We start from the raw sequence: 20,942 nt of genomic DNA, 5'->3' as shown, positions 1-20,942 counted from the left end.
GGAGCCGGGCGATACGCGGAACACGCATATCACTCGACTGATCCGTTCGGGTGGAGCCGCGGGCATGGCGCACCGGGCGGGCGGCGAGCCGAAAGGTTTCGGCTACACTCCTGGGCATGCCAGCGAAGAGGCGGGTGACGATCGCCCTCATCGCCGAGGAGGCGGGGGTTTCCGTTCCCACGGTGTCCAAGGTCATCAACGGCCGGCCGGAGGTCGCCGCCGAGACCCGGCGGCGGGTCGAACGGCTGCTGCACAAACACGGCTACCGGCGGCGCGTCAGCCAGAGCGACGGGCCGGCCGGGCTGATCGACCTGGTCTTCTCCGAGATCGAGAGCCCGTGGGCGATGGAGATCGTCCGGGGCGCCGAGACGGCCGCCCGCGAGGCCGACGCCGGCATCGTGGTCTCGGTGCTGCACACGCACGCCGGTCCCGGCCGTGACTGGCTGGAGCGCATCGCGGCCCGCCGTACCGACGGCGTGGTCGTCGTCGCCTCCAAGCTGTCCGCCACGCTGCAGGGGCAGCTCAACGCCCGCGCGACGCCGTTCGCCGTCGTCGACCCGGAGGGCGAGCCCGCGCCGGGCGTCACCTCGGTCGGCGCGACCAACTGGAACGGCGGGCTGGCCGCCACCCGGCACCTGCTGGAGCTGGGGCACCGCAGGATCGGGATGATCGGCGGACCGGCCGACATGCTGTGCAGCCGGGCCAGGATCGACGGCTACCGCGCGGCGCTGGAGACCGCGGGCGTGACCGTCGCGCCGGAGCTGATCCGCCACGGCGACTTCCTGGTCGACTCCGGCCGCGACCACGGGCACGCGCTGCTGTCCCTGGACGATCCGCCCACCGCCATCTTCGCCGGCAGTGACATGCAGGCGTTCGGGGTGTTCGAGGCCGCCCGGCGGCGCGGCCTGCGCGTCCCGGACGACCTCAGCGTGGTCGGCTTCGACGACCTGCCGCTGGCGCGCTCGGCCTGGCCGCCGCTGACCACCGTCCGCCAGCCCCTTCAGGACATGGCGGCCGCGGCCACCCGGATGGTCCTGGCCATGGGGCGGGGCGAGCCGTCGCAGGCCCGGCGCGTGGAGCTGGCCACCGAGCTCGTCGTGCGCGAGAGCACCGCGCCGCCCCGGGCCGGGCGGGGCTGAGGCGCCCGCGGGAACACCGTTTCCCGGGGCCACGGGGGCCGCGGGGGCCGCGCCGTACTCCGGTTCCGTCCGTCCCGGGGCGCCCGCGAGGGTGCCGTGTCCCAGATCCACCGGCCGTCAGCCCTTCATCGCGCCGGCGGTCAGGCCGCTGACGAGCCGGCGCTCGGCCAGGGCGTAGAACGCCAGCGCCGGCACCATCGCGACGGTGACGTAGGCCAGGACGCGCGCCCACTCGGTGGCGTACTGCCCCTGGAACTGCTGGACGCCGAGCGGGAGGGTCCACCAGGAGGGGTCGTTGAAGACGACCAGCGGCAGCATGAAGTTGTTCCAGCTCCCCACGACCGCGAGCACCGACACGGTCGCCAGCGCCGGGCGGGCCATCGGCAGCAGGATCTTCCAGAAGAAGCCGAACGCGCCGCACCCGTCGAGCGTCGCCGCCTCCTCGATCTCCCCCGGGATGCCCCGGAAGAAGCCGCGCAGGATGATGATCGTCATCGGCAGGCCGAAGGCGGCCTGCGGCAGCACGACCCCCAGCGGGTTGTCCAGCAGGCCGGCGGCCCGCAGCAGGACGAACAGCGGCAGGATCGCCACCGCGAACGGGAACATCAGCCCGACCGTGAAGATCGTGAAGAACAGTTCCCGCCCCCGGAAGGCGAACCGGGCGAAGACGAAGGCGGCCAGCGCCGACACGCCGACGACCACGAGCGTCGTGGCCAGCGCGATGAGGACGCTGTTGCCGAGCTGGCGCCAGAACGACGGGGCGGCCAGGACGTCGGCGTAGTTGGAGAAGACCCACGGCGACGGCAGGCCGACGGGGTCGGTGGACAGCTGGACGGCGTCCTTGAACCCGCCGAGCAGGCCGAAGGCGATCGGCACGATGACGAACGCCCCGACCGTCACGGCGATGACGTGCAGCCCCAGGGACCGTGGCCGGGCTCCGGCGCGGGAGGGGGCGGGTCGCCGGTTCAACGCTGGCTCCGCATGGCGGTGATGGCTCCCTCGGTGTCGCGGCGCATGACGTACCGCTGGTAGACGAGTGCGAAGACGAGGCTGACCGCGAACATCACGACGCTGATCGCGTTGGCGTAGCCGACCTGGTAGCGCTTGAAGCCGAACTGGAACATCGTGACGGCCATGGTCTCGGAGGAGTGGGCCGGTCCCCCGCCGGTGAGGACCCAGACCAGGTCGAACAACTGGATCGCCCCGATGACGGACAGGAAGACGCTGATCCGGATCGTCGGCCCGAGCAGCGGCAGCGTGACGTACCGGAACACCTGCCAGCTCCCCGCGCCGTCGATCTGCGCCGCCTCGGTCACCTCGTGCGGGATGCCCTGGCGGCCGGTCAGGTAGAGGATCATGTGGAAGCCGAAGTACTTCCAGGTCATCACCAGGAAGAGGGACGGCATGACGGTGGACGGGTCGGAGAGCCAGTCCGACTCCAGCCCCACCGTCCCCAGCACGAGGTTCGCCAGGCCGCCGTCCGGCGACAGGATCATCGAGAACAGCACCCCGGTGATCACCTCGGAGAGGATGTACGGGGCGAAGAAGATCATCCGGTAGACGGCCCGGCCGCGCATGCGCTGGTTGAGCAGCATGGCGACGCCGAGGGCGAACGGGAGCTGGACCGCCAGCGACAGGACGATCAGCACCGCGCCGCGCCACAGGTCGCCGAGGAAGACCTCGTCGGCGAACATCCGCTCGAAGTTGGCCGTCCCGATGAAGTCGTCCGGGAGGCCGCGCAGGCCGTTCCACTTGAAGACGCTCGTGTAGACCGCCACGAGGATCGGGGCCAGGACCAGCAGGCCGAACAGCAGCAGGGCCGGGAGCAGGAACGCCGCGATCGTCAGCCGGCCCCGTAGCCGGTGCCCGCGCGACGGCCGGGGCGCCGCCGCCCCGGCCGCCGGGGCGGCCGGGGACGGCGCCCGCCGCTCCCCTGGCGGGGACGCGAGCCGGGAGGTGTCTTGCGCCGCCCTCATCTACTCGGACTTCGCCGTCTCGGTGATGGCCTGCGCGACCTGCTCGGGCGTCTTCTTGCCCGCGATCAGCTCGGCGACGCTGTCGTTGACCTCCTGCCCGACGGCCGGCGGGTAGGCCTGGTCGAGGTAGAGCTGGAAGCCGCTCGCCGACGACAGCGCCCTGGCCACCGTCGCCAGGTTCGGGTCCTTGACGGCGTCCTCGACGCCCTTCAGCACCGGCAGGACCGCCCCGGACGCCACCACGTCGCGGTGGTTCTTCGGCTCGGACATGAACTTCAGGAAGTCGAGCGCCTCGGCGGGCGCGTCCGCGCCGATGGCGTACCCGCCGCCGCCGCCGAAGGCGTCCGTCGCCTTGCCCGCGCCGCCCTCGACGGCCGGGAAGGGGAAGAAGCCGAGGTCGTCACCGAGGCCCTTGCCCGCCTCGTTCTCCACCGACGGCGCCCACTGGCCCATCAGCTCCATCGCCGCCTTGCCGTTGCCGACGAGCGCGGCCTGGCCGTCGGGGGTGTTGTACGCGGCGCCGAGGAAGCCCTTCTGGAACGGGTCGAGGTCGGCGAGCTCCTTCAGGCGCCGGCCGGCCTCCACGAAGGGGGGCTTGGTGAAGTCGTGGTCGGTCGCCGCCTGCTGCAGGGCGGCCAGGCCGCCGATCCGCATGGCGAGGTAGGCCCAGTAGTAGTGGCCGGGCCACTTCTCCTTGCCGGCCAGGGCGATCGGGGTGATGCCGGCCGCCTTGAGCTTCTTGACGGTGTCGACGTAGGCCGACCAGGTGGCGGGCGGCTCGGTGACGCCCGCCTTGGCGAACAGCGCCTTGTTGTACCAGAAGCCGACCATGCCGATGTCCGCCGGGATGGCGTAGGTCTTCCCGTCGACCTGGTACGGCTGCAGCGCGGCCGGGGTGAACGAGCCCATCCAGGACGAGGCGTCGGCGCTCAGGTCCTTGACCAGCCCGGCGTCCACCTGCTGCTTCAGGACGCCGCCGCCCCAGGTGGTGAAGAGGTCGGGCGTCTTGCCCGACTGGTTCAGCGTCGTCATCCGGGCCTTGAACGCCTCGTTCTCGATGGGGAGGTTCTTGATGACGACGTTCGGGTGCTGCTTCTGGTACTCGGTGGCCATGCGCGCCAGGAAGGACTTCAGCGGTTCGGTGGTCCCGATGTTCCACCACTCGACCGTGACCTTCCCCCCGCTCCCGGAGGCGGCCTTCGGCTCCCCGTCGCCTCCGCCGCCGCATCCTCCGAGGAGGAGCGTGGCCGCGACCAGGGCTGCCGCGCTTCGCCGTCCCAACGACATCACAGTGGTTCCCTTCCTCGTCTCTCCGGGGGTCGTGCGGGGGCTCCGGACCTGGCCGGCGCCGGACGGACCCGCCCGGCGCCACCGCCGCACCACTGTTGCTGAAAGTTTCGATGCTTGCCCGATATTTTCTGGGGCGGCGCCGACGTTACATCGGCGTGACGAACGGATCAACGGTCGTTGTCGAGACGTTATGGGCCATCTCCGCACCGCCGCGGGACGGATTCGCGGCGCCGTACGGCCTCCCAGCTCAGGGCCCTTCCCCGCGGCTCCCCGGGAGGACGGCTCCGGCCACGGGGGCCGAAAACCCCGGGGAGGCCATGAAAGTTTCAAAGACGGATCACCAGGAGCCGGTCCCACCTCCGCCGGGCCGCGGTCGCGTCGCGGCCCGGCGGGTGCGGAGCCGGTACCGACCCGTTATCCGTAGCCACTACGGAGGCGGCCCGCGTCCCGGATGCGGGATGCTGTGACCACGGCGATCGGACAGGCGGGACGTTCCATCCGATCGTCCACCTATACCGACAGGAGTGATGGCCGTGGCCGACAACGAGAACAGCACCTATGAGGGCTTCACCGCCGAGGAGCGGGCCGCGATGAAGGACCACGCCCAGGAGCGGAAGAAGGCGGCGCGGCGCGCCTCGCGGGAGGAGAAGGCGGCGGAGGCGGAGCGGGACGTGCTCGCGAAGATCGCCGAGATGGAGGACTCGGACCGGATCATGGCCGAGCGGGTGCACGCCGTCATCCGGGCCACCGCCCCGGCCCTTGAGCCGAGGCTCTGGTACGGCATGCCCGCCTACGCGCTGGACGGCAAGGTCGTCTGCCACTTCCAGAACGCGGGGAAGTTCAAGACGCGCTACGCGACGCTCGGGTTCAGCGACGTGGCGAGCCTGGACGAGGGCACGATGTGGCCGGTCGCCTTCGCCCTGACCGAGGTGACGCCCGAGGTGGAGGAGCGGATCGCCGCGCTGGTGAAGCAGGCGGTGAGCTGAGGCCCGTCCCCGTTGGGCGGCCGGGTACGCCGGACCGGCGCCCCGGCCCGCGCTTCCCGGTCCGAACGGCCCGCACGGCCCGCACCCGCCGCCGGGGCGGACGCGCCGCGGTGCTGCCTCCTACCGGGCGGCCCCGGGCGCGAGGCCGAGACCGGCCAGCGCGGTCTCCCCGGCGGCGGCGTGCTCGCCCCCGGCGAGCACCAGCGTGCGCGCCGCCTGGTAGCGGCAGCCGGCCGCCTCGAACGCCGCGGCGGCGGCGAGCTGCCGGGGCGGATCGCCGTCGAGCAGCGCCTCCGCCCGGTCCACCTGGGCCGAGACGACCGGGTTTCCGGCGGCCACGATCCGGGCCGAGGCGATCCGGTCCCGGGCGTCCGGGTGTCCGGCGAGCACCGCCGCCTCCGCCCGGAGCCCCGCGTACCAGTGGAGCCAGATCCAGGAGACCCACTTCCACACCTGCTCCGGCTCTGGCGCGACCCGCTCCAGCGCCGCGTCCGCGTCTCCGTGGTGGAGCAGGACCGTGGCGTCGAAGACCGCGCCGTAGCCCCGGCGGTGCTCCGGCCCGGTGCCCGCCTCGTCCACGATCGCGAGCCAGGTCCTCCGGGCGTCGTGATCGCCGCTCAGGCCGTGGATCATCGCGACCGACGCGGCGGCGGGGCCGAGGGAGAACGACCGCCCGCGGCCGCTCCGCTCCCACGCGTCGAGGAACCGCACGCTGCCGGCGAGCACCTCGCCGGCGTCGCCGGTGAGCGCGTCGGCGACCAGGAGCCAGGACGTGGCGTGGTGGCCCGCCTCGGCCAGCAGCGGGTGACCGGCGAGCCGCCCGCCCCACCGGCGGGCCTCCGGCAGCGCGCCGACGCCGAGGGCGGTCCCGGCGGCCATGGCGAGGGCGTCGATCATCTCGTGCGTGCCGGCCGGGGCGTCGATCAGCTCACGCGAGCCGGCCGGGAAAGGCGGCGGTTCGTGCGGGCCGGCGGGGAAAGGCGGCGGTTCGTACGAACCGGCGGGGGAAGGCGGCGCGGAGGTCAGGACGTCGATCCGGCGCCGGGCGGCGGCCGCGGCGGCGAAGGGCTCGCCGGCCCAGCTCCGGGCGCCGGAGAGCGCGTCGAGGGCGGCGGACTCCGCCACCGGGTCGCCCGCGCGCCGGGCGAGCTCGACCGCCCGTTCGGCGAACCCGATCGTCTCCCGCGCGGTGTTGTCCGTGTCCCCCTGGACGGCGCCGAACGCGTCCGCGACCACGGCCGCCTCGGCCAGCGCGACGGCCGCCTCGGCGGCCGGGGCGTCGCCGGCCAGCTTCCGCGCCTCCGCGAGGAGGACGGCCGCCTCCTCCGCGGAGGGGACCCGGGTGAACGAGCTGGAGAAGCGGTACGCGACGGTGGCGGCGGTGGCCAGGTCACGGCCGGCGCCGACGGTGTCCCCGGCCCGGCGGGCGGCCTCCGCGGCGGCGCGGTGCAGGCGGAACATGTCGTCGCCGAGCCCCCGGCACCCGGCCACCGCGGCGGCCTGCCGCAGCGCCACGGCCGCGGCGTCGGCATCGATGCCGGTGCCGCTGTCGGCGGCGGCGTCGGCGGCGAGCCGGGCCGCCTGCTCCAGCCGCTGCTGGGCCTCGCCGAGGAGGTTGCGGGTGAAGGCCAGACCGGCCAGGGACAGGGCGAGCCGATGGGCGTCCGCGCGGCGCTCCGGCCGCTCGGCGGCCCAGGCGAGGGCGGCCCGCATGTCCTCGGCCACCGCGTCGAACCGGGCGCGCCAGTCCGCGCCGCCGGCCCCCGCGAGGGCGTCCGCACCGGCCAGGCACCAGCTCAGATGCCGGGACCGGACGTCCATCAGCTCACCGGCGCCGGTGAGCCGTTCCGTCCCGTACTGGCGGATGGTCTCCAGCGCCTGGTACCGGGTGCCGGTCGCGGACGGCGTCACGGCGAGGAGGCTGTGCTCGGCGAGCCTGCCGAGCCCGTCGACGACCCCGTCCCGGTCCAGCGGGGCGAACCCGGCGATCCCGGCGGCCGCGTCGGCGGTGAACGGCGCGACGAACACCGCCACCCGGCGCAGCAGTGCCTGGTCCGGCGGCTCCAGCAGGTCGTGGCTCCAGTCCAGCACCGCCCGCACCGACCTGTGCCTGTCGTTCGCGCGGGGCCCTCCGGCGAGGATCCGCAGCTGGTCGGAGAGCCCGGCCACGAGGCCGTCCAGCCCGAGCGTGGAGCACCGCGCCGCCGCCAGCTCGATCGCCAGCGCCATGCCGCCGAGCCGTTCGCAGACGGCCACGGCCCCCTCGCCCACCTCCGGGCCCGGCAGCCGCCCGGCGGCCGCCGCCCGGTCCAGGAACAGGGCCACCGCCTCGGAGTTGTCGCCGCCGGCCCGCGACAGCGGCGGGACCGGGAACACCCGCTCGAACGGCACCGTCAGCCGGACCCGGCTCGTCACGAGCACCCGCAGCCGCGGGCAGGCCGCCAGCAGCCGCTCCAGGAACGGCGCCACCCCGTCGCGCACCTGCTCGCAGTTGTCCAGCACCAGCAACGCCCGGCGGTCCGCCAGCGCGGCAGGCACCGCGTCGTCGATGCCGCGTCCGGGCTGCTCGCCCACGCCCACGGCCGCCGCGACCGCCGTCGCCACCCGGCCCGGCTCGGTGGCCGGGACCAGGTCCACGAACCACACCCCGTCGGGGAAGTCGCCGGCCACGTCCGCGGCCACCGCGAGCGCGAGGCGCGTCTTGCCCACACCTCCCGGGCCGGTCACGGTCACCAGCCGGTGCGACGTCACCGCCTCGGCCAGTTCACCGCGTTCCCGGGCCCGGCCGATGAACGCCGTCAGCGGTGCCGGCAGGGCGGGCGCCGGGCGCGGCTCCTCGGTTCGGGCGAGCTCGGCCGCGTGCCGGGCGAGCGCCCGCCGGTCCGGCAGTCCCAGCTTGCGCAGCAGCGAGGAGACGTGCGACTCGGCCGTCCGCACGGAGATGAACAGCCGCGCGGCGATCTCCGCGTTGCTGAGGTGCTCGCCGAGCAGCGTGAGCACTTCGGCCTCGCGAGCCGAGACGGCCGGAGCCGGGATGACTGGACCGGGCATCGCACCATTATCCGTACCGGGTTCCGTGGTCGGTACGGAGGCGGCCCGCGCCCCGGCCGGGAGAGGCTGTGACCACGGTGATCGGCCCCGGCGGAACACCCCCGGCCGATCGTGATCCGCGACGACAGGAGTGACCATGACCAGCTCTCCCACCCCGGTGACCGGTACGGCGCCGCGTCCCGCGACCGGTACGGCGACGGCCGGGGAGCCCGCGCGCGACGCCCCCGACCGCCACCCGGCGAGCGCCGGACCCCGCTCCCGCGCCCGGCGCCGCCGTGACACCGAGCACCGGCTCGACCATGACGTCGACGTCTGGGTGGCCACCGCCTCGGCCGACGGCGTGCCGTACCTGGTGCCGCTGTCCTTCGACCGGGACGGGGAGGCGCTGCTGGCGGCCACCCCGGCGGACAGCCCGACCGGCAGGAACCTGGCGGCCACCCGGGTCGTCCGGCTGGGGCTCGGCCTCACCCGCGACGTGACCATGATCGACGGCGAGGTCGAGGTCCTGGAGATCGACGAGCTGCCGCGGGAGCGGGGCGACCGGTTCGCCGAGCGCACCGGGTTCGACCCGCGCGTGTCGGCCACGCCGTACCGCTGGTTCCGCATCACCCCGCGCCGCGTCCAGGCGTGGCGTGAGGCGGACGAGCTGGCCGGCCGCGAGCTGATGCGCGACGGCCGCTGGCTGGCCTGACCGACGCCCCGGCGGGCGGGCGGACCGGGGAGCGAAGCCGGTCAGGAGTGGACGCGGGACGGAGGCGGAGCGGAACAGGGAACGGAGCGTGCCAGGGCAGGGCGGGGCGGGACTGGACGGGGGGGGCGGAGGCGGAGGCGGAGGCGGGGCGGGTCAGGGGACGGAGCGGATCTTCCGGACCAGGACCGCGCCGAGGAGCGTCAGCGCCGCGGAGGCCAGGTAGAGGGCCGGGTAGCCGCCGGCGCCCGCCACGATCGGGCCGGCGATGACCGGCCCGAGGACCTGCGGGCCGGAGTTGGCGATGTTGATGACGCCGAGGTCCCTGGCCCGCCCGTCGGCGGCGGGCAGCACCTCGGTGACCAGGGCGTTGTCGACCGACAGGAAGACGCCGAAACCCACGCCGAGGATCGCGGCGGCGACCAGGGCCGCCGACCAGGTCGGGCGGAACGCGAGCAGGACCGCCGGGACCGCGCTGATCAGGCCCGAGACCGTGACCAGGAACCGGCGGCGGGCGAGCCGGTCGGAGACGATACCGGCGACGACGGTGGTGGCGACCACGGCCACGGTGTAGATGAGGATCAGCACGAGCAGGCCGTCCTCGGCCTTCTCCCCGGGGAAGATCCGCTCGTAGCCGACCGCGTCGGCGAGGAAGTACAGCAGGTAGAGCGTGGCGATCGCGTTGCCGAGCTGCATCAGGAACCGGGTCAGCCAGGCCCAGAAGAAGTCGGGGTGGGCCCGGGGACTGATCCGGAAGCTCCGCAGAAAGGCCCGCGTGTCGAACCGGGGCGCGGTGGCCAGCGGCGGGTCGGCGGTGGTGAACACGAAGGGCAGCACGCAGAGGGGGATCAGAACGGCGATCATCAGGTAGCCGGACTCGACGGTGGCGGCCACGGCGATGACGAGTCCCACCCCCAGCACCACGCCCAGCGCCTGCGGTATGCCGACCCAGCCCGACACCTCGCCCCGCTGGCGCACCGGCACGTGGTCGGGCACCCCGGCGCTGAGCGACGCCTGCATCGCGTTGAGCCCGGCCTGGGCCAGGCACCAGCAGACCGCCACGCCGGCGACGGTGTCCTGCCCGGCCAGCAGCGCCAGCCCCGCGGCCCCGGCCAGCGCGCCGGCCAGCGTCCAGGGGTGCCGGCGGCCGAACCGCCCGGTCGTACGGTCGGACAGCGCCCCGGCGACCGGGTTGAACAGCATCGCCACCGCGGCTCCGACGCCGGTGACCAGCGCCAGCGCCGTCTCCTTGCCGTCCGGCGCGACCTGCGCCATCTGCATGGGCAGCAGCATCTGGAGCGGCCCGGAGTAGCCCATCCAGAGAGCGAGGTTGGCCAGCGAGATGCCGGCGACCCACCACGGCCCGACCCTGCGTACCGGCTCGGCGAGCGCGGCCGGGACCTCGGGGACGGGTTGGACAGCGCTCATACGGCTCGCACCTCGCGATCACGACCGGGCACCCTCAACATGAGGGGTGCTCGGATGTTACGCCGCCCTCCTCTCCCGCAACAGCCCCCGCCGCGAGGCGGTCAGGCGGACCGGGAGACGTCGCGGTTGCGCGCCCACTCCCCACCCTCGGGACCGATGTCGAAACGGGTCGCGGCGACGGCGTTGCCCTCCAGGTCGTTGTCCACCACCCGGCCGGACACGCACCCCCCGGAACCGGTGATCCACAGGCCGTGGGTCTGGGTCCCCGGCCGCCCGCCGTCCCAGATCCGGTTGGCGCGGATGGTGTAGTCGCGGGCCTCGGCGTTCAGCGTGATGCCCGCCCGGATCTCCGGCGGCTCCGGCAGCCGGTACGGCGTGCCCGCCCCGGGCGGCTCGGCCCGCCACGCCGAGGTCGCGCCGGGACGCCAGGGGGCCAGCGTCAGTTCGGTGGCGGTGTTGCCCGTCACGATCGCCATGTCGGCGCCGACCGTGAGGATCTTGCCGAGGTGGCCGCCGGGCTCCCAGCGGGCCGAGGTGTCGGTCATGGCCGTGGCGGTGTAGGTGACGGACGGGCCCCCGCCCTCCGCGGCCGGGGCCCGCTGCACGCCGTTGTCGCGGATCCGGTTGCCGAGGACGGTGGCGTCGGCGACGGGGCTGTCGATCCGGATGCCGTCGAGGGCGTTGCACCAGATGTCGTTGCCGTCGAGGACCATCCCGACCGAGGCGGAGTCGGCGGTGGACGCGGAGGCGAAGGCGGAGGTGCCGGGGGTGTTGTACTCGCGGTAACCGTAGCGGCCGTTGCGGCTGATCCGGTTGCCGGTGACGGTGTAGCGGCCGGGGGTGTTGCCGACGCTGACGCCGTCCCGGACGTTGGCGTCGATGACGCAGCCGGTGACGATCCCGCCCCGGCCGGGGACGCCGGTGGTGCCCAGGCCGGAGACGTCGAACCCGGCCTCGTGGTTGCCGATCATGACGCAGGCGGCGACCACCAGCCCCTCGGCGCCCCAGTCGGAGATGCCGTACCGGTTGTCCTCGGCGTGGCAGTTGGTGATGCGGATGCCGCGCGGCGGGGTCCACGCCGCGTTCTGCAGCTCCAGGAAGATGCCGTTGGTGCCGTTGCCGACGGCGGTGCAGCCGCTGATGGTCAGCCGCTCCACCCCGCCCCAGCCGCCGATCCCGATGCCCAGCCCGGCGCCGCCGATCTGCGTGCCGGTGTCCAGCCGCCCGCAGCGCAGCGCGATGACGCCCTGCACCACCGTGTCCTGAAGGAAGTCGCAGCCCAGCCCGGAGGCGGCGGTGTCGTGGATGTACAGGTCGCGGAACCGGCCGCGGAGCACGTACTGCAGGCCCAGCCCCTTGGCCAGCACGTTGTACGGGTCCGCGCTCACGCCGGAGCCGTCGATCTCGAAGTCGGCGAAGGTGCAGTCGGCGATGTGGTTGCCGGGGCCCGCGCCGTGCTGGAGCGCGGTGAAGAAGGCCAGCGGCACCGCGGTGCCCGGGTTGCCGGGGTTGGACAGCACGAAGCGGGTCGCGCCCGCCCCGGAGCCGACGAGGGACACCCCGCTGCGCCAGACGGTGCCGGCGTCCCGGATCGAGTACACGCCGGGCGGGCAGTGGATGGTGCGCGCCCGCCCGTCGGCCGCGCAGGCCGCCCCGACCCGGTCGACCAGCGCGGCCAGTGCGGGCTGGTCGTTGGTGACGCCGTCGCCCGTCAGCCCGTGCTCGCGGGCGTTGTAGACACCGTCGGGATCGTTCACCGGTGCGCCCCCTCTCGCCGAACCGGACGGCGTGACGCCTCCCGGCGGCGCCCGTCCCGCAACCCGGCCGGACACGCCGGATCATGGGCTCAATTCCCCCTCCCGGAGGGAGTAAGCACAGGTCAGAGGCCATTTACCTGACCCGTTCCGGTGCCGGGGGCGGCCCGGCGCCCCTTCGGCGGCCCGCGCCCGTCGCGGGCCGCCGGTCCCGGCGGTCAGGGCTCCTCGGCCCGGGCGAGCAGGGCTTGGCCCCGGCTGTCAGGGCTCCTCGGCCCCGGCGAGCAGCGCCTCGGCCTCCTCCTCGCTCAGCGCGGCCAGCTCCTCGACCAGCAGCCGCTCCACCTCCTCGGCCAGGGCCGCGACCGTGCTCCCGGCGAAGATCGTCTTGATCGGCACCTCGACACCGGTGGCCCGCCTGATCCGGGCGGCCACCCGGGTGGCCAGCAGCGAATGGCCGCCGAGGGCGAAGAAGTCGTCGAAGGCGCCGACCGGGCCCGTGCCGAGCAGCTCCTCCCAGATCGAGGCCACCAGCCGCTCGCCGTCGGTCCGCGGGAGGACCCGTCCGGCGTCCGGGACGGCCTGCGGCGCGGGGAGCGCGGCCCGGTCCACCTTGCCGCCCGGGGTGAGCGGCAGGACGTCGAGCCGTACCCAGGCCGTCGGGACGAACTGGCGCGGGAGCACCCGCTCCAGGCGGGCGCGAAGGTCCGCCGGGTCCGCGGCGCCGGTGACGTAGGCGACGAGCTCCCCGCCCCGCGCGGTGACGAACGCCTGCCCCACACCGGGGCAGGACAGCAGGCGGCTCTCCACCTCGCCCGGCTCGATCCGGAAGCCCCGCACCTTGAGCTGGCCGTCCAGCCGCCCGAGGAACTCCAGCCGCCCGTCCAGGCGGCGGCGCACCCGGTCGCCGGTGCGGTAGCGGCGCGCCCCGGGCCGGCCGCCGGGGTCGGGCACGAAGGCGGCGGCGGTGAGGGCGGGCCGGCCGAGGTAGCCGCGCGCCACCCCCGCCCCGCCGACCGCCAGCTCCCCGGCCACCCCCGCGGGCAGCGGCTCTCCCCCGTCGCCGAGCACGTACGCCGTGGTCTCGCCGATCGGGCGGCCGATCGGCGGGCGGCCCGTCGCCGCGTCCGCCCCGAGGTCGCAGGCGGTGGCGATCACCGTGGCCTCGGTCGGGCCGTAGGTGTTGACGAGCCGTACGGCGTCGCCGAACCGGTCGCGCCAGCGCGCCACGGCCGTCGCCGCGACCTGCTCGCCGCCGAGTATCACCAGCCGCAGCGCGGGCGGCCAGGTGATCTCCGCGAGGTCCTCGGTCAGCGAGTGCCAGTAGGCGGTCGGCAGGTCCAGTACGGTGACCCGGCCGCCCTCGGGGGAGGCCAGCACGTCGGGCAGGGTCGCCGCGCCGTCGGGCAGGAGCAGCAGGGTGGCTCCGGCGGCCAGGGCCGGGAAGACCTCCTCGACGTGCGCGTCGAAGCTGAGCGAGGCGAACTGGACGACGCGGTCGGCGGGGGTGAGCCCGTAGTCCGCGCGCATCCACCGCACCCGCGCGGCGAGCGCGCCGTGCTCGACCAGCACGCCCTTGGGCACGCCGGTGGAGCCGGAGGTGGTGATGACGTAGGCGGCGTCCCCGGGCGCCACCCCGGCGGGGAACCCTCCGGGAGCCTCACGTCCCGCACCCTCCGGCCGCGTGCCCGCGCCGCCGGCCGTCCCCCGGTCCGTGCCTCCGGCCGCTCCCGGGTCCGCCGATGACGGGTCGACGGCGATGAGGCCCGGGTCCGCCGGTGACGGGTCGACGGCGATGAGGCCCGGGTCCGCCGGTGACGGGTCGACGGCGATGAGGCCCGCGGGCGCCGCGCGCCGGGTGACCAGGTGGGTGGCCGAGGCGTCGGCCAGCGCGAAGGCCAGCCGCTCGTCCGGCACGTCGGGGTCGAACGGGAGGTAGGCGGCCCCGGCCCGCCACACGGCGAGCAGCGCGGCGATCGCCTCCGGCGAGCGGGGCAGGCGGACGCCGACGACGTCGCCCGGCCGCACCCCGCCGTCGCGGAGGGCGGCGGCGAGCGCGTCGGCGCGGGCCAGCAGCTCGCCGTAGGTGACCCGCTCCCCGCCGCAGACCACCGCGACGGCGCCGGGCGCCCGCCGGGCGGCCTCGGCGACCATCTCCGGCACCGTCCGCGGGCCGTCCCCGCCGGGAAGGTCCGGTCCGAGGTCCGAGAGGGCCGATGCCGCCTCGGGGAGGGCCGGTCCGGCGTCCGGGAGGGCCGGTCCGGCGTCCGGGAGGCGCAGCCCGGCCTCGTCGTCGTCCGTCCAGATCCGCAGCGCGGAGACCGGGGTGCCCGGCGAGGCGGCGGCCGACTCCAGCAGCCGCGCGAACCGCCCGGCGAGGCGGCCGATCTCCGCGGCCTCGAACAGCCCGGTGTCGTGGAAGAAGGACACGGTGAGCCCGCCGGAGCCGCCGCCGTCGCCGTCCCGCCACGCCTCGACGAGCAGGTCGTTCTTGACGCGCCGCAGCCCGACGTCGACGTGGGACACCTCCAGGCCGCCGAACGGCCGGCGCGGGCCGGCGTCCTGGCTGTGCAGGATGAACATGGTGCGCAGCAGCGTGTCCGCCGGGTGGCTGAGCTTCTCGAACGGCACGGCGGGGTTGCCCAGCGCGCCCAGGACGTCGCCGCGGGCCCGGCCGACGAGGTCGGCGAACGTCGGGTCCCCGCTCAGGTCGCCGCGGAGCAGCACCGTCTGGGCGACATATCCCACCATCGGCTCCAGCTCGACCCGTTCCCGGCCGGCGACGACGCTGCCGACCAGGACGTCCCGCTGCCCGCTGTGCCGGGACAGCAGGACCTGGTAGGCCGCGGCCAGCACGGTGAACAGGGTGGTGCGCCCGGCCCTGGCCAGGTCCTCCAGCGCGCGGACCGTCGCGGGCGCGACCGTGACGCGGTGGGCCTCCCCCAGCCCGGTCGCGCCGCCGTCGCGGCGGAACGGCAGCTCGGTCGCGGGCGGGTCGGCCAGCCGTCCCAGCCAGTACGGCTCGGCCCGCCCCGCCCGGCGGCGCTGCCAGCGCCCGTAGTCGCCGGCCTGGACCGGCAGCGGGCGCAGGGCCGGCTCGGCGCCGCGGGCCCGCGCGGTGTAGCACTCGGCGAGGTCGTCGAGGATGACGTTCAGCGACCACCCGTCGGCGACGATGTGGTGCATCGTGACACACAGCAGGTGATCGCCCCCGGCGACGCGGATCACCGCGGCCCGCACCGGCGGCCCGGCGGCGAGGCCGAACGGCGTGTCGATCCGCTCCGCCGCCAGGCGGCGGGCCTCCCCGTCGTCCACCGGGCCGATCCACTCGACGGGCGGCGGGGCGGGGTCGAGGACGGCCCACGGCACGCCGTCCTCCTCGGCGAACCGGGTGCGCAGGCTCTCGTGCCTGGTCAGGACGTCGGTGAGCGCCCGGGTGAGGGCGTCCTCGTCGAGCGGGCCGCGCAGGCGGCGCGTCAAGTACATGGTGTAGGCGGCGTTTCCCGGGTCGAGGCGCTGCAGGAGCCACAGCCGTTCCTGCGCCGGGGACAGCGGGGCCCTCATGCGCCCGGGGCCAGTTCGTCGAGGACGGCGGCCAGCTCGTCGGCGTCGAGGCCGTCGAGTTCGTCGCGCAGCGCGGCGATCTCGGACAGGTCGAGGTCGTCGTCGAGGCGTTCCAGCTCCCCGGCGAGCCCGGCGACGGTGGGGTTCTCGAAGAACGCCACGATCGGCACGGCGGCGCCGTAGCGGGCCTGGACGCGGGCGATGATCTGGGCCGCGGTCAGCGAGTGCCCGCCGAGCTCGAAGAAGTCGTCGTCCACGCCGACGGGCTCGTCGATACCCAGCACCTCGGCCCACATCCCGGCCAGCTCGTCCTCCACGGCCGTGCCCGGGGCCCGGTAGGCGGCGGTCCTGGCGGGCGCGGCCTCCGGCGGCGGCAGCGCCGCCCGGTCGAGCTTGCCGTTGGGGGTGAGCGGCAGGGCCGTGAGCGTCACGAGGTGGGCGGGGACCATGTACTCCGGCAGGCTCCGGCGGAGCCGCTCACGCAGCCCCGGCCACAGGTCCGCGGGCGCGGTCGGCGCCGGCTCCCCGTGGGCGTGCGGCTCGCCCGCCACCGTGCCGGGCCCGGTGGAAGGCTCGCCCGCCACCGTGCCGGGCCCGGTGGAAGGCTCGTCTCCGGCGGGCCCACCGGGCTCGGCGGGGACCACGTAGGCCACCAGCCGGGGTGAGCCGTCGGGTCCGGTCCACACGCCCGCCGCGGCCTGCCGTACCTCCGGGGCGGCGCGCAGCGCCGTCTCGATCTCGCCGAGCTCGATCCGGAACCCGCGGATCTTGACCTGCTGGTCGGCCCGGCCGAGATACTCCAGACGCCCGCCGGGGGCGAGGCGGACGAGGTCGCCGGTGCCGTACATGCGCGCCCCGGACCGGCCGGACCAGGAGTCGGGCCGGAAGCGGTCCGCGGTCCGGGCGGGCATGCCGTGGTAGCCGCGCGCCACGCCCGTCCCGCCGATGTGCAGCTCGCCCACCTCGCCGTCGGGCACCGGCAGGCCGGCGTCGTCCAGGACGTACAGCGACGTCTCGGCGATCGCCTCGCCCAGGTCGACCGGGGCCGGGGCGGGCCGGACTCCTCCGGCGGCGGACCACACGGTGGTCTCCGTGGGGCCGTAGACGTTCCACAGGCGGGCGCCGCCGGCCAGCAGCGCGTCGGCCAGGTCGCGCGGCAGGGCCTCCCCGCCGCACAGCCGGGTCCGCACGGTCCCGGGGACGCCGCCGGCCTCCAGCAGGATCCGCCAGGTCGCGGGGGTGGCCTGCATGACCGTGACCCCCTCGGCGACCGCCAGCTCCCGCAGCGCCCGGCCGTCGGCCGCCTCCCGGGCGGTGGCCAGCACCACCCGGGCCCCGAGGGACAGCGGCAGCAGCAGCTCCAGCACCGAGATGTCGAACGACAGGGTGGTGACGGCCAGCCAGCGGTCGGCCGGGGTGAGGCCGAGCAGGCCGGCGAACGAGGCGAGCAGGTTCGTCACCGCCTCGCGCGGGACCGCCACGCCCTTGGGCCGGCCGGTGGAGCCGGAGGTGTAGATCAGGTAGGCCAGGGCGCCCGGCGGCGCGGGGTCGTCCCCGGTGGCCGGGACGGCGCGGCGGGCGTCCGCCGGGGCGGCGCCGTCCCACCCGAGCCGCAGCACGCGGGGCACGCCGCGCAGCAGGTCGCGGTCCACTCCGTCCTGGGTCAGCACCAGGTCGATCCCGGCGTCCTCGCGGACCATCCGGAGCCGGTCGGCGGGGAAGGACGGGTCGAGCGGGACGTACGCGCCGCCGGCCGCCCAGACCGCCAGGAGCGCGACCACCATCCCGGGCGTGCGCTCCATGCACAGCCCGACGAGGGACTCCGGGCCGACGCCGTACCCGCGCAGCACCGCCGCCAGGTCGTCCACCCTCCGGGACAGCTCGCGGTAGGTCAGCGCGCCGCCGGTCCCGGTGACCGCCACCGCCTCGGGGGCCGCCGGCCGGTGCGGGACCGGCCCCGGCAGCGTCACCGGCCCCGTCTCCGGCGCCGTTCCCGTCGTCGGTTCCGTCGGTGGTGCGGTCGTCGATGTCATCGCCGTCGTCGTCACGGTCGGATGCCTTTCAGGTCGGACAGCCGGAGTCCCGGGTCGGCCCCGGCGCGCTCCACCAGCTCGGTGAAGGCCCCGGCCAGCCGCCGCGCGGTCCCGGCGGAGAAGACGTCGCTGTTGTAGTCGAGGACGCCGCCCAGGCCCTCGGGCCCGCGCCAGGCGTCCACCGAGACCTCGGCCTTGGTACGGCCCGCCGCCGGAACCGGGTGGACCTCGACGTCGAGGTCGGCCATGGAGGTCCGCAGCAGGTCGTCCTTGGGCAGGTTGTGCAGGTTGAACATCGCCTGGAAGAGCGGCGGCCGGCTCAGGTCGCGGGGCAGGCGCAGCGCGCCGAGGATCCGCTCGAAGGGCACCTCGGCGTGCTGCATGCCGGTGAACACCGCCCTGCGGGTGCGGCCGAGCAGCTCCTCGAAGGTCGGGTCTCCCGACAGGTCGGCGCGCAGCACCAGGGTCGTGGCGAAGTAGCCGATCAGCGGCTCCAGCTCGGTACGGTTCCGCCCGGCGACCGGCACCCCGACGCACAGGTCCTCCTGCCCGGCGGCCGCGCCGAGGGTCGCCTGGTAGGCGGCGAGCAGGGCCATGAACAGGGTGCAGCGCCGCCTCTTCGCGGTCTCCTCCAGCCGGGAGACCGCCTCGTCGGGTACGGCCAGCTCCACCCGCCCGCCCCGGCCGGTCCAGCGCGGGGGGCGGGGACGGTCGGCGGGCAGGTCGAGGACGGGCACGCCGGCGAGCGTCCGCGTCCAGTACGCCAGGTGGGCGCCGTCGTCGTCCCCGGCCCGGCGCCGCTCCTCGGCCACGGCCTCGGTGTACCGCACGGGCAGGTCGGCCAGGACCGGCTCGCGTCCCTCACGGTGCGCGGCGTAGCACTCGGCGAGCTCCCGCATGAGGACGTCCAGCGACCAGCCGTCCACCACGATGTGGTGCAGGACGATGCAGAGCAGGGACTCCTGGTCGGACAGGCGCAGCAGCGCCACCCGCAGCGGCGGGCCGTTCTCCAGGTCGAAGGGCCGGTTGACGAACTCCAGGACGGCGGGCGCGGGGTCGCCGGCGACGTCGGCCCGCTCCACGGTGACGGGCGCGGCTGGCACGACGACCTGCACGGGACGGTCCCCGGCCAGGCGGAAGCGGGTGCGCAGCACGTCGTGCCGCCCGGTCACCCGGGTGAAGGCGGCGGCGAGTCCCTCGGCGTCCACCGGGCCGCGCAGCCGTACGCACCAGGGGGTGTGGTAGGCGGTGTCGGCCGGGTCGAAGCGGCTGAGGAACCACAGCCGCTCCTGCCCGAACGACAGCGGCCACTCCTCCGTCCCGGCGCCGCTCCCGGCAGCCGTCCCCGCCTCGCCCGCCTCGCCCGGGACGTCCCCGGCGGCCCGTCCGCGGGCGTGCGCGAGCAGGGCGCGGCGGCGTTCGGGCGGCAGCGCGGCCAGGCGGCCGAGCAGCTCGGCCCGCCGGTCGTCCGCGGCGGTCATCGGGCGCCTCCCCCGGCGGTCACGTCCTCGGCGGCCCTCCCAGCGGCCCCGCCCTCCACCGGCGCGCCCTCCACGGGTACGGCCTTCATGTGTACGACCTCCGCGTCCCCGCCGGTCGTTCCGGGTGATCCCGGGCCGCTCCCGCCTGGCCGGGTGACCGGGGTGATCCCGCACAGCTCCGCGACCGCGTCGAGCGGCACGTCCCCGGCCACGCCGCTCACCAGCAGGGTCTCCATCCCCAGCAGCAGCGCGTGGGCGGTGGACCGGGGCAGGCGGGCGGTGTCGACCAGCAGGTGGAGCCCGCAGGTGTGGGTGGCGGGGGTGGTGGAGAAGAACACCGTCGCGTCCACCTCGTGCCACGCGCCGACGAGGAAGGTGCGGGTCCGCCCGGTGAGCGCGGCGATCGCCGCGGGGTCGCCGGGCGGCTCCACCCGGGGCAGGTTGGGCCAGTGGCCGATGGACCGCGCATCGTTGAAGTAGGCCGACAGGTCCACGGTCCCGCCGCGCTCCCGGCCGATCTCCTCGCGCAGCGCCATCATCGCGAACGGGTCGTAGTGCGCGTTCCGGTAGGCGGTCAGCGCCCGCCCGTGCCCGGCCCGCGCCGCGTCGGCGAAGGTCCCGCCGGACAGGTCGAGGACGAACAGCCCGTCCTGTACGGCGGTGCCCGCCATGGCGCCGGTCCTGGGGTCGTGCCGGTTGGCGACGATGAGCTGCATGGCCACCCGGCGGTGCCCGGTCAGCGCCGACAGCAGCACGGCGCTCGCCGTGGTCAGCACGCTGGCGGTGCTGACCGACCAGCGTTCCGCCAGCGTCTCGGCCGCCGCGGCGACGGCGGCCGACTCCATGCCGATCCGGACGAACCGCGGTTCCTCCGGGGTGACGCCGGGGAAGTCGAACAGGGTGAGGGGCGCCGTCCCCAGTTCCGCCCGCCAGTGCCGCAGCGCCCTGGCTCCGCGCGCGGCGCCGGTCCTCTCGCGTTCGAACGCGGCCTGGTCGAGCGGCTGCCAGACGGGGGCGGGCATCTCCCGCCCGGCGAGCAGCGCCTTCCAGTCGGCGGCGAGGATGTCCAGCGTCCAGGCGTCCACCGCGAGGTGGGACAGGGCGAAGGCCATCGCCCGGGGCCGCCCGCCGCCGGTCACGACGGCGCAGCGCAGCGGCGGCTCGGCGGCGTAGTCGAACCCGGTGGCGGCCAGCTCCGCGGCGACCTCCGCGGCCACGGCGAGCGGCCTGGCCTGCCCGGCCTCGGCCACCTCGACCGTCAGCCGGCCCCGCCGGATCACCCGCTGCACGGGCCCGGCGGGGGTCTGCGCGCAGGTCGTGCGGAGCGTCTCGTGCCGCTCGACGAGCCCGCGCAGCGCGGCGAGGACCGCGTCGAGTTCGTGCCGGCCGGGGACGGGCAGCGTCCAGGGCATGTTGAAGTACGGGTCGCCGTCGTCCAGCCACCGGGTCAGCCGCCAGAATGCCTGCTGCCCCCAGGTGAGCGGGGCCTCGCCGCCGCGGGCGCCGGCGAACTCGACCGTCACGGACGCCCTCCGGGCGGCGGGGGCGTCCG

13 protein-coding genes are annotated in these 20,942 nt (G+C 75.6%); 3 read left to right on the top strand and 10 right to left on the bottom strand.

Annotated elements, in window-relative coordinates:
- The first annotated feature begins 116 nt into the window (after positions 1–116).
- Positions 117–1,139 (top strand): LacI family DNA-binding transcriptional regulator, encoded by a 1,023-nt coding sequence (locus tag HDA43_RS27730; RefSeq protein WP_179826882.1) that lies wholly within the window; start codon positions 117–119, stop codon positions 1,137–1,139.
- Between the two features lie 117 nt (positions 1,140–1,256).
- Here the strand turns inward: HDA43_RS27730 and HDA43_RS27725 are convergent, their stop codons facing one another.
- Genes HDA43_RS27725 through HDA43_RS27715 form a run of 3 tightly spaced genes read right to left on the bottom strand, consistent with a single transcriptional unit; the run spans position 1,257 to position 4,396 of the window.
- Positions 1,257–2,108 (bottom strand): carbohydrate ABC transporter permease, encoded by an 852-nt coding sequence (locus tag HDA43_RS27725; protein WP_179826880.1) that lies wholly within the window; start codon positions 2,106–2,108, stop codon positions 1,257–1,259.
- On the bottom strand, positions 2,105–3,115 hold the full coding sequence (locus HDA43_RS27720; protein WP_179826878.1) for a carbohydrate ABC transporter permease: 1,011 nt from the start codon (positions 3,113–3,115) through the stop codon (positions 2,105–2,107). The genes HDA43_RS27725 and HDA43_RS27720 overlap by 4 nt, the downstream gene beginning before the upstream one ends.
- Complete coding sequence (locus tag HDA43_RS27715) at positions 3,116–4,396, bottom strand: extracellular solute-binding protein (protein WP_376770527.1); 1,281 nt, start codon at positions 4,394–4,396, stop codon at positions 3,116–3,118. It lies immediately after the preceding gene.
- A 599-nt stretch (positions 4,397–4,995) separates the two neighbouring features.
- Here HDA43_RS27715 and HDA43_RS27710 point away from each other — a divergent pair.
- Positions 4,996–5,391, top strand: coding sequence for an iron chaperone (locus HDA43_RS27710; RefSeq protein ID WP_376770532.1), 396 nt, complete (start codon positions 4,996–4,998; stop codon positions 5,389–5,391).
- Positions 5,392–5,511: 120 nt separating this feature from the next.
- Here HDA43_RS27710 and HDA43_RS27705 read toward each other — a convergent pair whose 3' ends face one another.
- On the bottom strand, positions 5,512–8,442 hold the full coding sequence (locus HDA43_RS27705) for an ATP-binding protein (RefSeq protein ID WP_179826872.1): 2,931 nt from the start codon (positions 8,440–8,442) through the stop codon (positions 5,512–5,514).
- Positions 8,443–8,578: 136 nt separating this feature from the next.
- On the opposite strand from HDA43_RS27705, the gene HDA43_RS27700 reads away from it, so the two are divergent.
- On the top strand, positions 8,579–9,133 hold the full coding sequence (locus tag HDA43_RS27700) for a pyridoxamine 5'-phosphate oxidase family protein (RefSeq protein ID WP_179826870.1): 555 nt from the start codon (positions 8,579–8,581) through the stop codon (positions 9,131–9,133).
- A gap of 153 nt (positions 9,134–9,286) precedes the next feature.
- On the opposite strand, the gene HDA43_RS27695 is transcribed toward HDA43_RS27700, so the two are convergent.
- From HDA43_RS27695 to HDA43_RS27670, 6 genes are all read right to left on the bottom strand, one after another.
- On the bottom strand, positions 9,287–10,558 hold the full coding sequence (locus HDA43_RS27695) for an MFS transporter (protein ID WP_179826869.1): 1,272 nt from the start codon (positions 10,556–10,558) through the stop codon (positions 9,287–9,289).
- A 101-nt stretch (positions 10,559–10,659) separates the two neighbouring features.
- Complete coding sequence (locus HDA43_RS27690) at positions 10,660–12,315, bottom strand: right-handed parallel beta-helix repeat-containing protein (protein ID WP_179826868.1); 1,656 nt, start codon at positions 12,313–12,315, stop codon at positions 10,660–10,662.
- A 258-nt stretch (positions 12,316–12,573) separates the two neighbouring features.
- The gene (locus HDA43_RS27685; RefSeq protein ID WP_179826867.1) at positions 12,574–15,876 is read right to left on the bottom strand and encodes a non-ribosomal peptide synthetase; all 3,303 of its coding nucleotides are present in this window, start codon (positions 15,874–15,876) and stop codon (positions 12,574–12,576) included.
- Positions 15,873–17,846 carry a non-ribosomal peptide synthetase gene (locus HDA43_RS27680; RefSeq protein WP_218912663.1) on the bottom strand — a complete coding sequence of 658 codons (1,974 nt, stop codon included), beginning with the start codon at positions 17,844–17,846 and terminating at the stop codon, positions 15,873–15,875. Before HDA43_RS27680 ends, HDA43_RS27685 begins: the two co-directional genes overlap by 4 nt.
- 74 nt (positions 17,847–17,920) lie before the next feature.
- Positions 17,921–19,390, bottom strand: a complete 1,470-nt coding sequence (locus HDA43_RS27675) for a condensation domain-containing protein (protein WP_179826865.1) — start codon at positions 19,388–19,390, stop codon at positions 17,921–17,923.
- Positions 19,387–20,913 carry a condensation domain-containing protein gene (locus HDA43_RS27670; RefSeq protein ID WP_179826864.1) on the bottom strand — a complete coding sequence of 509 codons (1,527 nt, stop codon included), beginning with the start codon at positions 20,911–20,913 and terminating at the stop codon, positions 19,387–19,389. Before HDA43_RS27670 ends, HDA43_RS27675 begins: the two co-directional genes overlap by 4 nt.
- Between the last annotated feature and the right edge of the window lie 29 nt (positions 20,914–20,942).

It is taken from the genome of Streptosporangium sandarakinum (assembly GCF_013409935.1).
Classification (GTDB): Bacteria; Actinomycetota; Actinomycetes; order Streptosporangiales; family Streptosporangiaceae; genus Streptosporangium; species Streptosporangium nondiastaticum.
The sequence above is the reverse complement of the archived record's forward strand: the minus strand, read 5'-3'. Positions and strand labels throughout refer to the sequence as shown.

What these genes read in the sequence shown, in the direction of transcription:
- HDA43_RS27695 (WP_179826869.1), bottom strand. Translation starts at nt 10,558, where the DNA reads ATGAGCGCTGTCCAACCCGTCCCCGAGGTCCCGGCCGCGCTCGCCGAG.
- HDA43_RS27705 (WP_179826872.1), bottom strand. Translation starts at nt 8,442, where the DNA reads ATGCCCGGTCCAGTCATCCCGGCTCCGGCCGTCTCGGCTCGCGAGGCC.
- HDA43_RS27730 (WP_179826882.1), top strand. Translation starts at nt 117, where the DNA reads ATGCCAGCGAAGAGGCGGGTGACGATCGCCCTCATCGCCGAGGAGGCG.
- HDA43_RS27700 (WP_179826870.1), top strand. Translation starts at nt 8,579, where the DNA reads ATGACCAGCTCTCCCACCCCGGTGACCGGTACGGCGCCGCGTCCCGCG.
- HDA43_RS27720 (WP_179826878.1), bottom strand. Translation starts at nt 3,115, where the DNA reads ATGAGGGCGGCGCAAGACACCTCCCGGCTCGCGTCCCCGCCAGGGGAG.
- HDA43_RS27675 (WP_179826865.1), bottom strand. Translation starts at nt 19,390, where the DNA reads ATGACCGCCGCGGACGACCGGCGGGCCGAGCTGCTCGGCCGCCTGGCC.
- HDA43_RS27710 (WP_376770532.1), top strand. Translation starts at nt 4,996, where the DNA reads ATGAAGGACCACGCCCAGGAGCGGAAGAAGGCGGCGCGGCGCGCCTCG.
- HDA43_RS27685 (WP_179826867.1), bottom strand. Translation starts at nt 15,876, where the DNA reads ATGAGGGCCCCGCTGTCCCCGGCGCAGGAACGGCTGTGGCTCCTGCAG.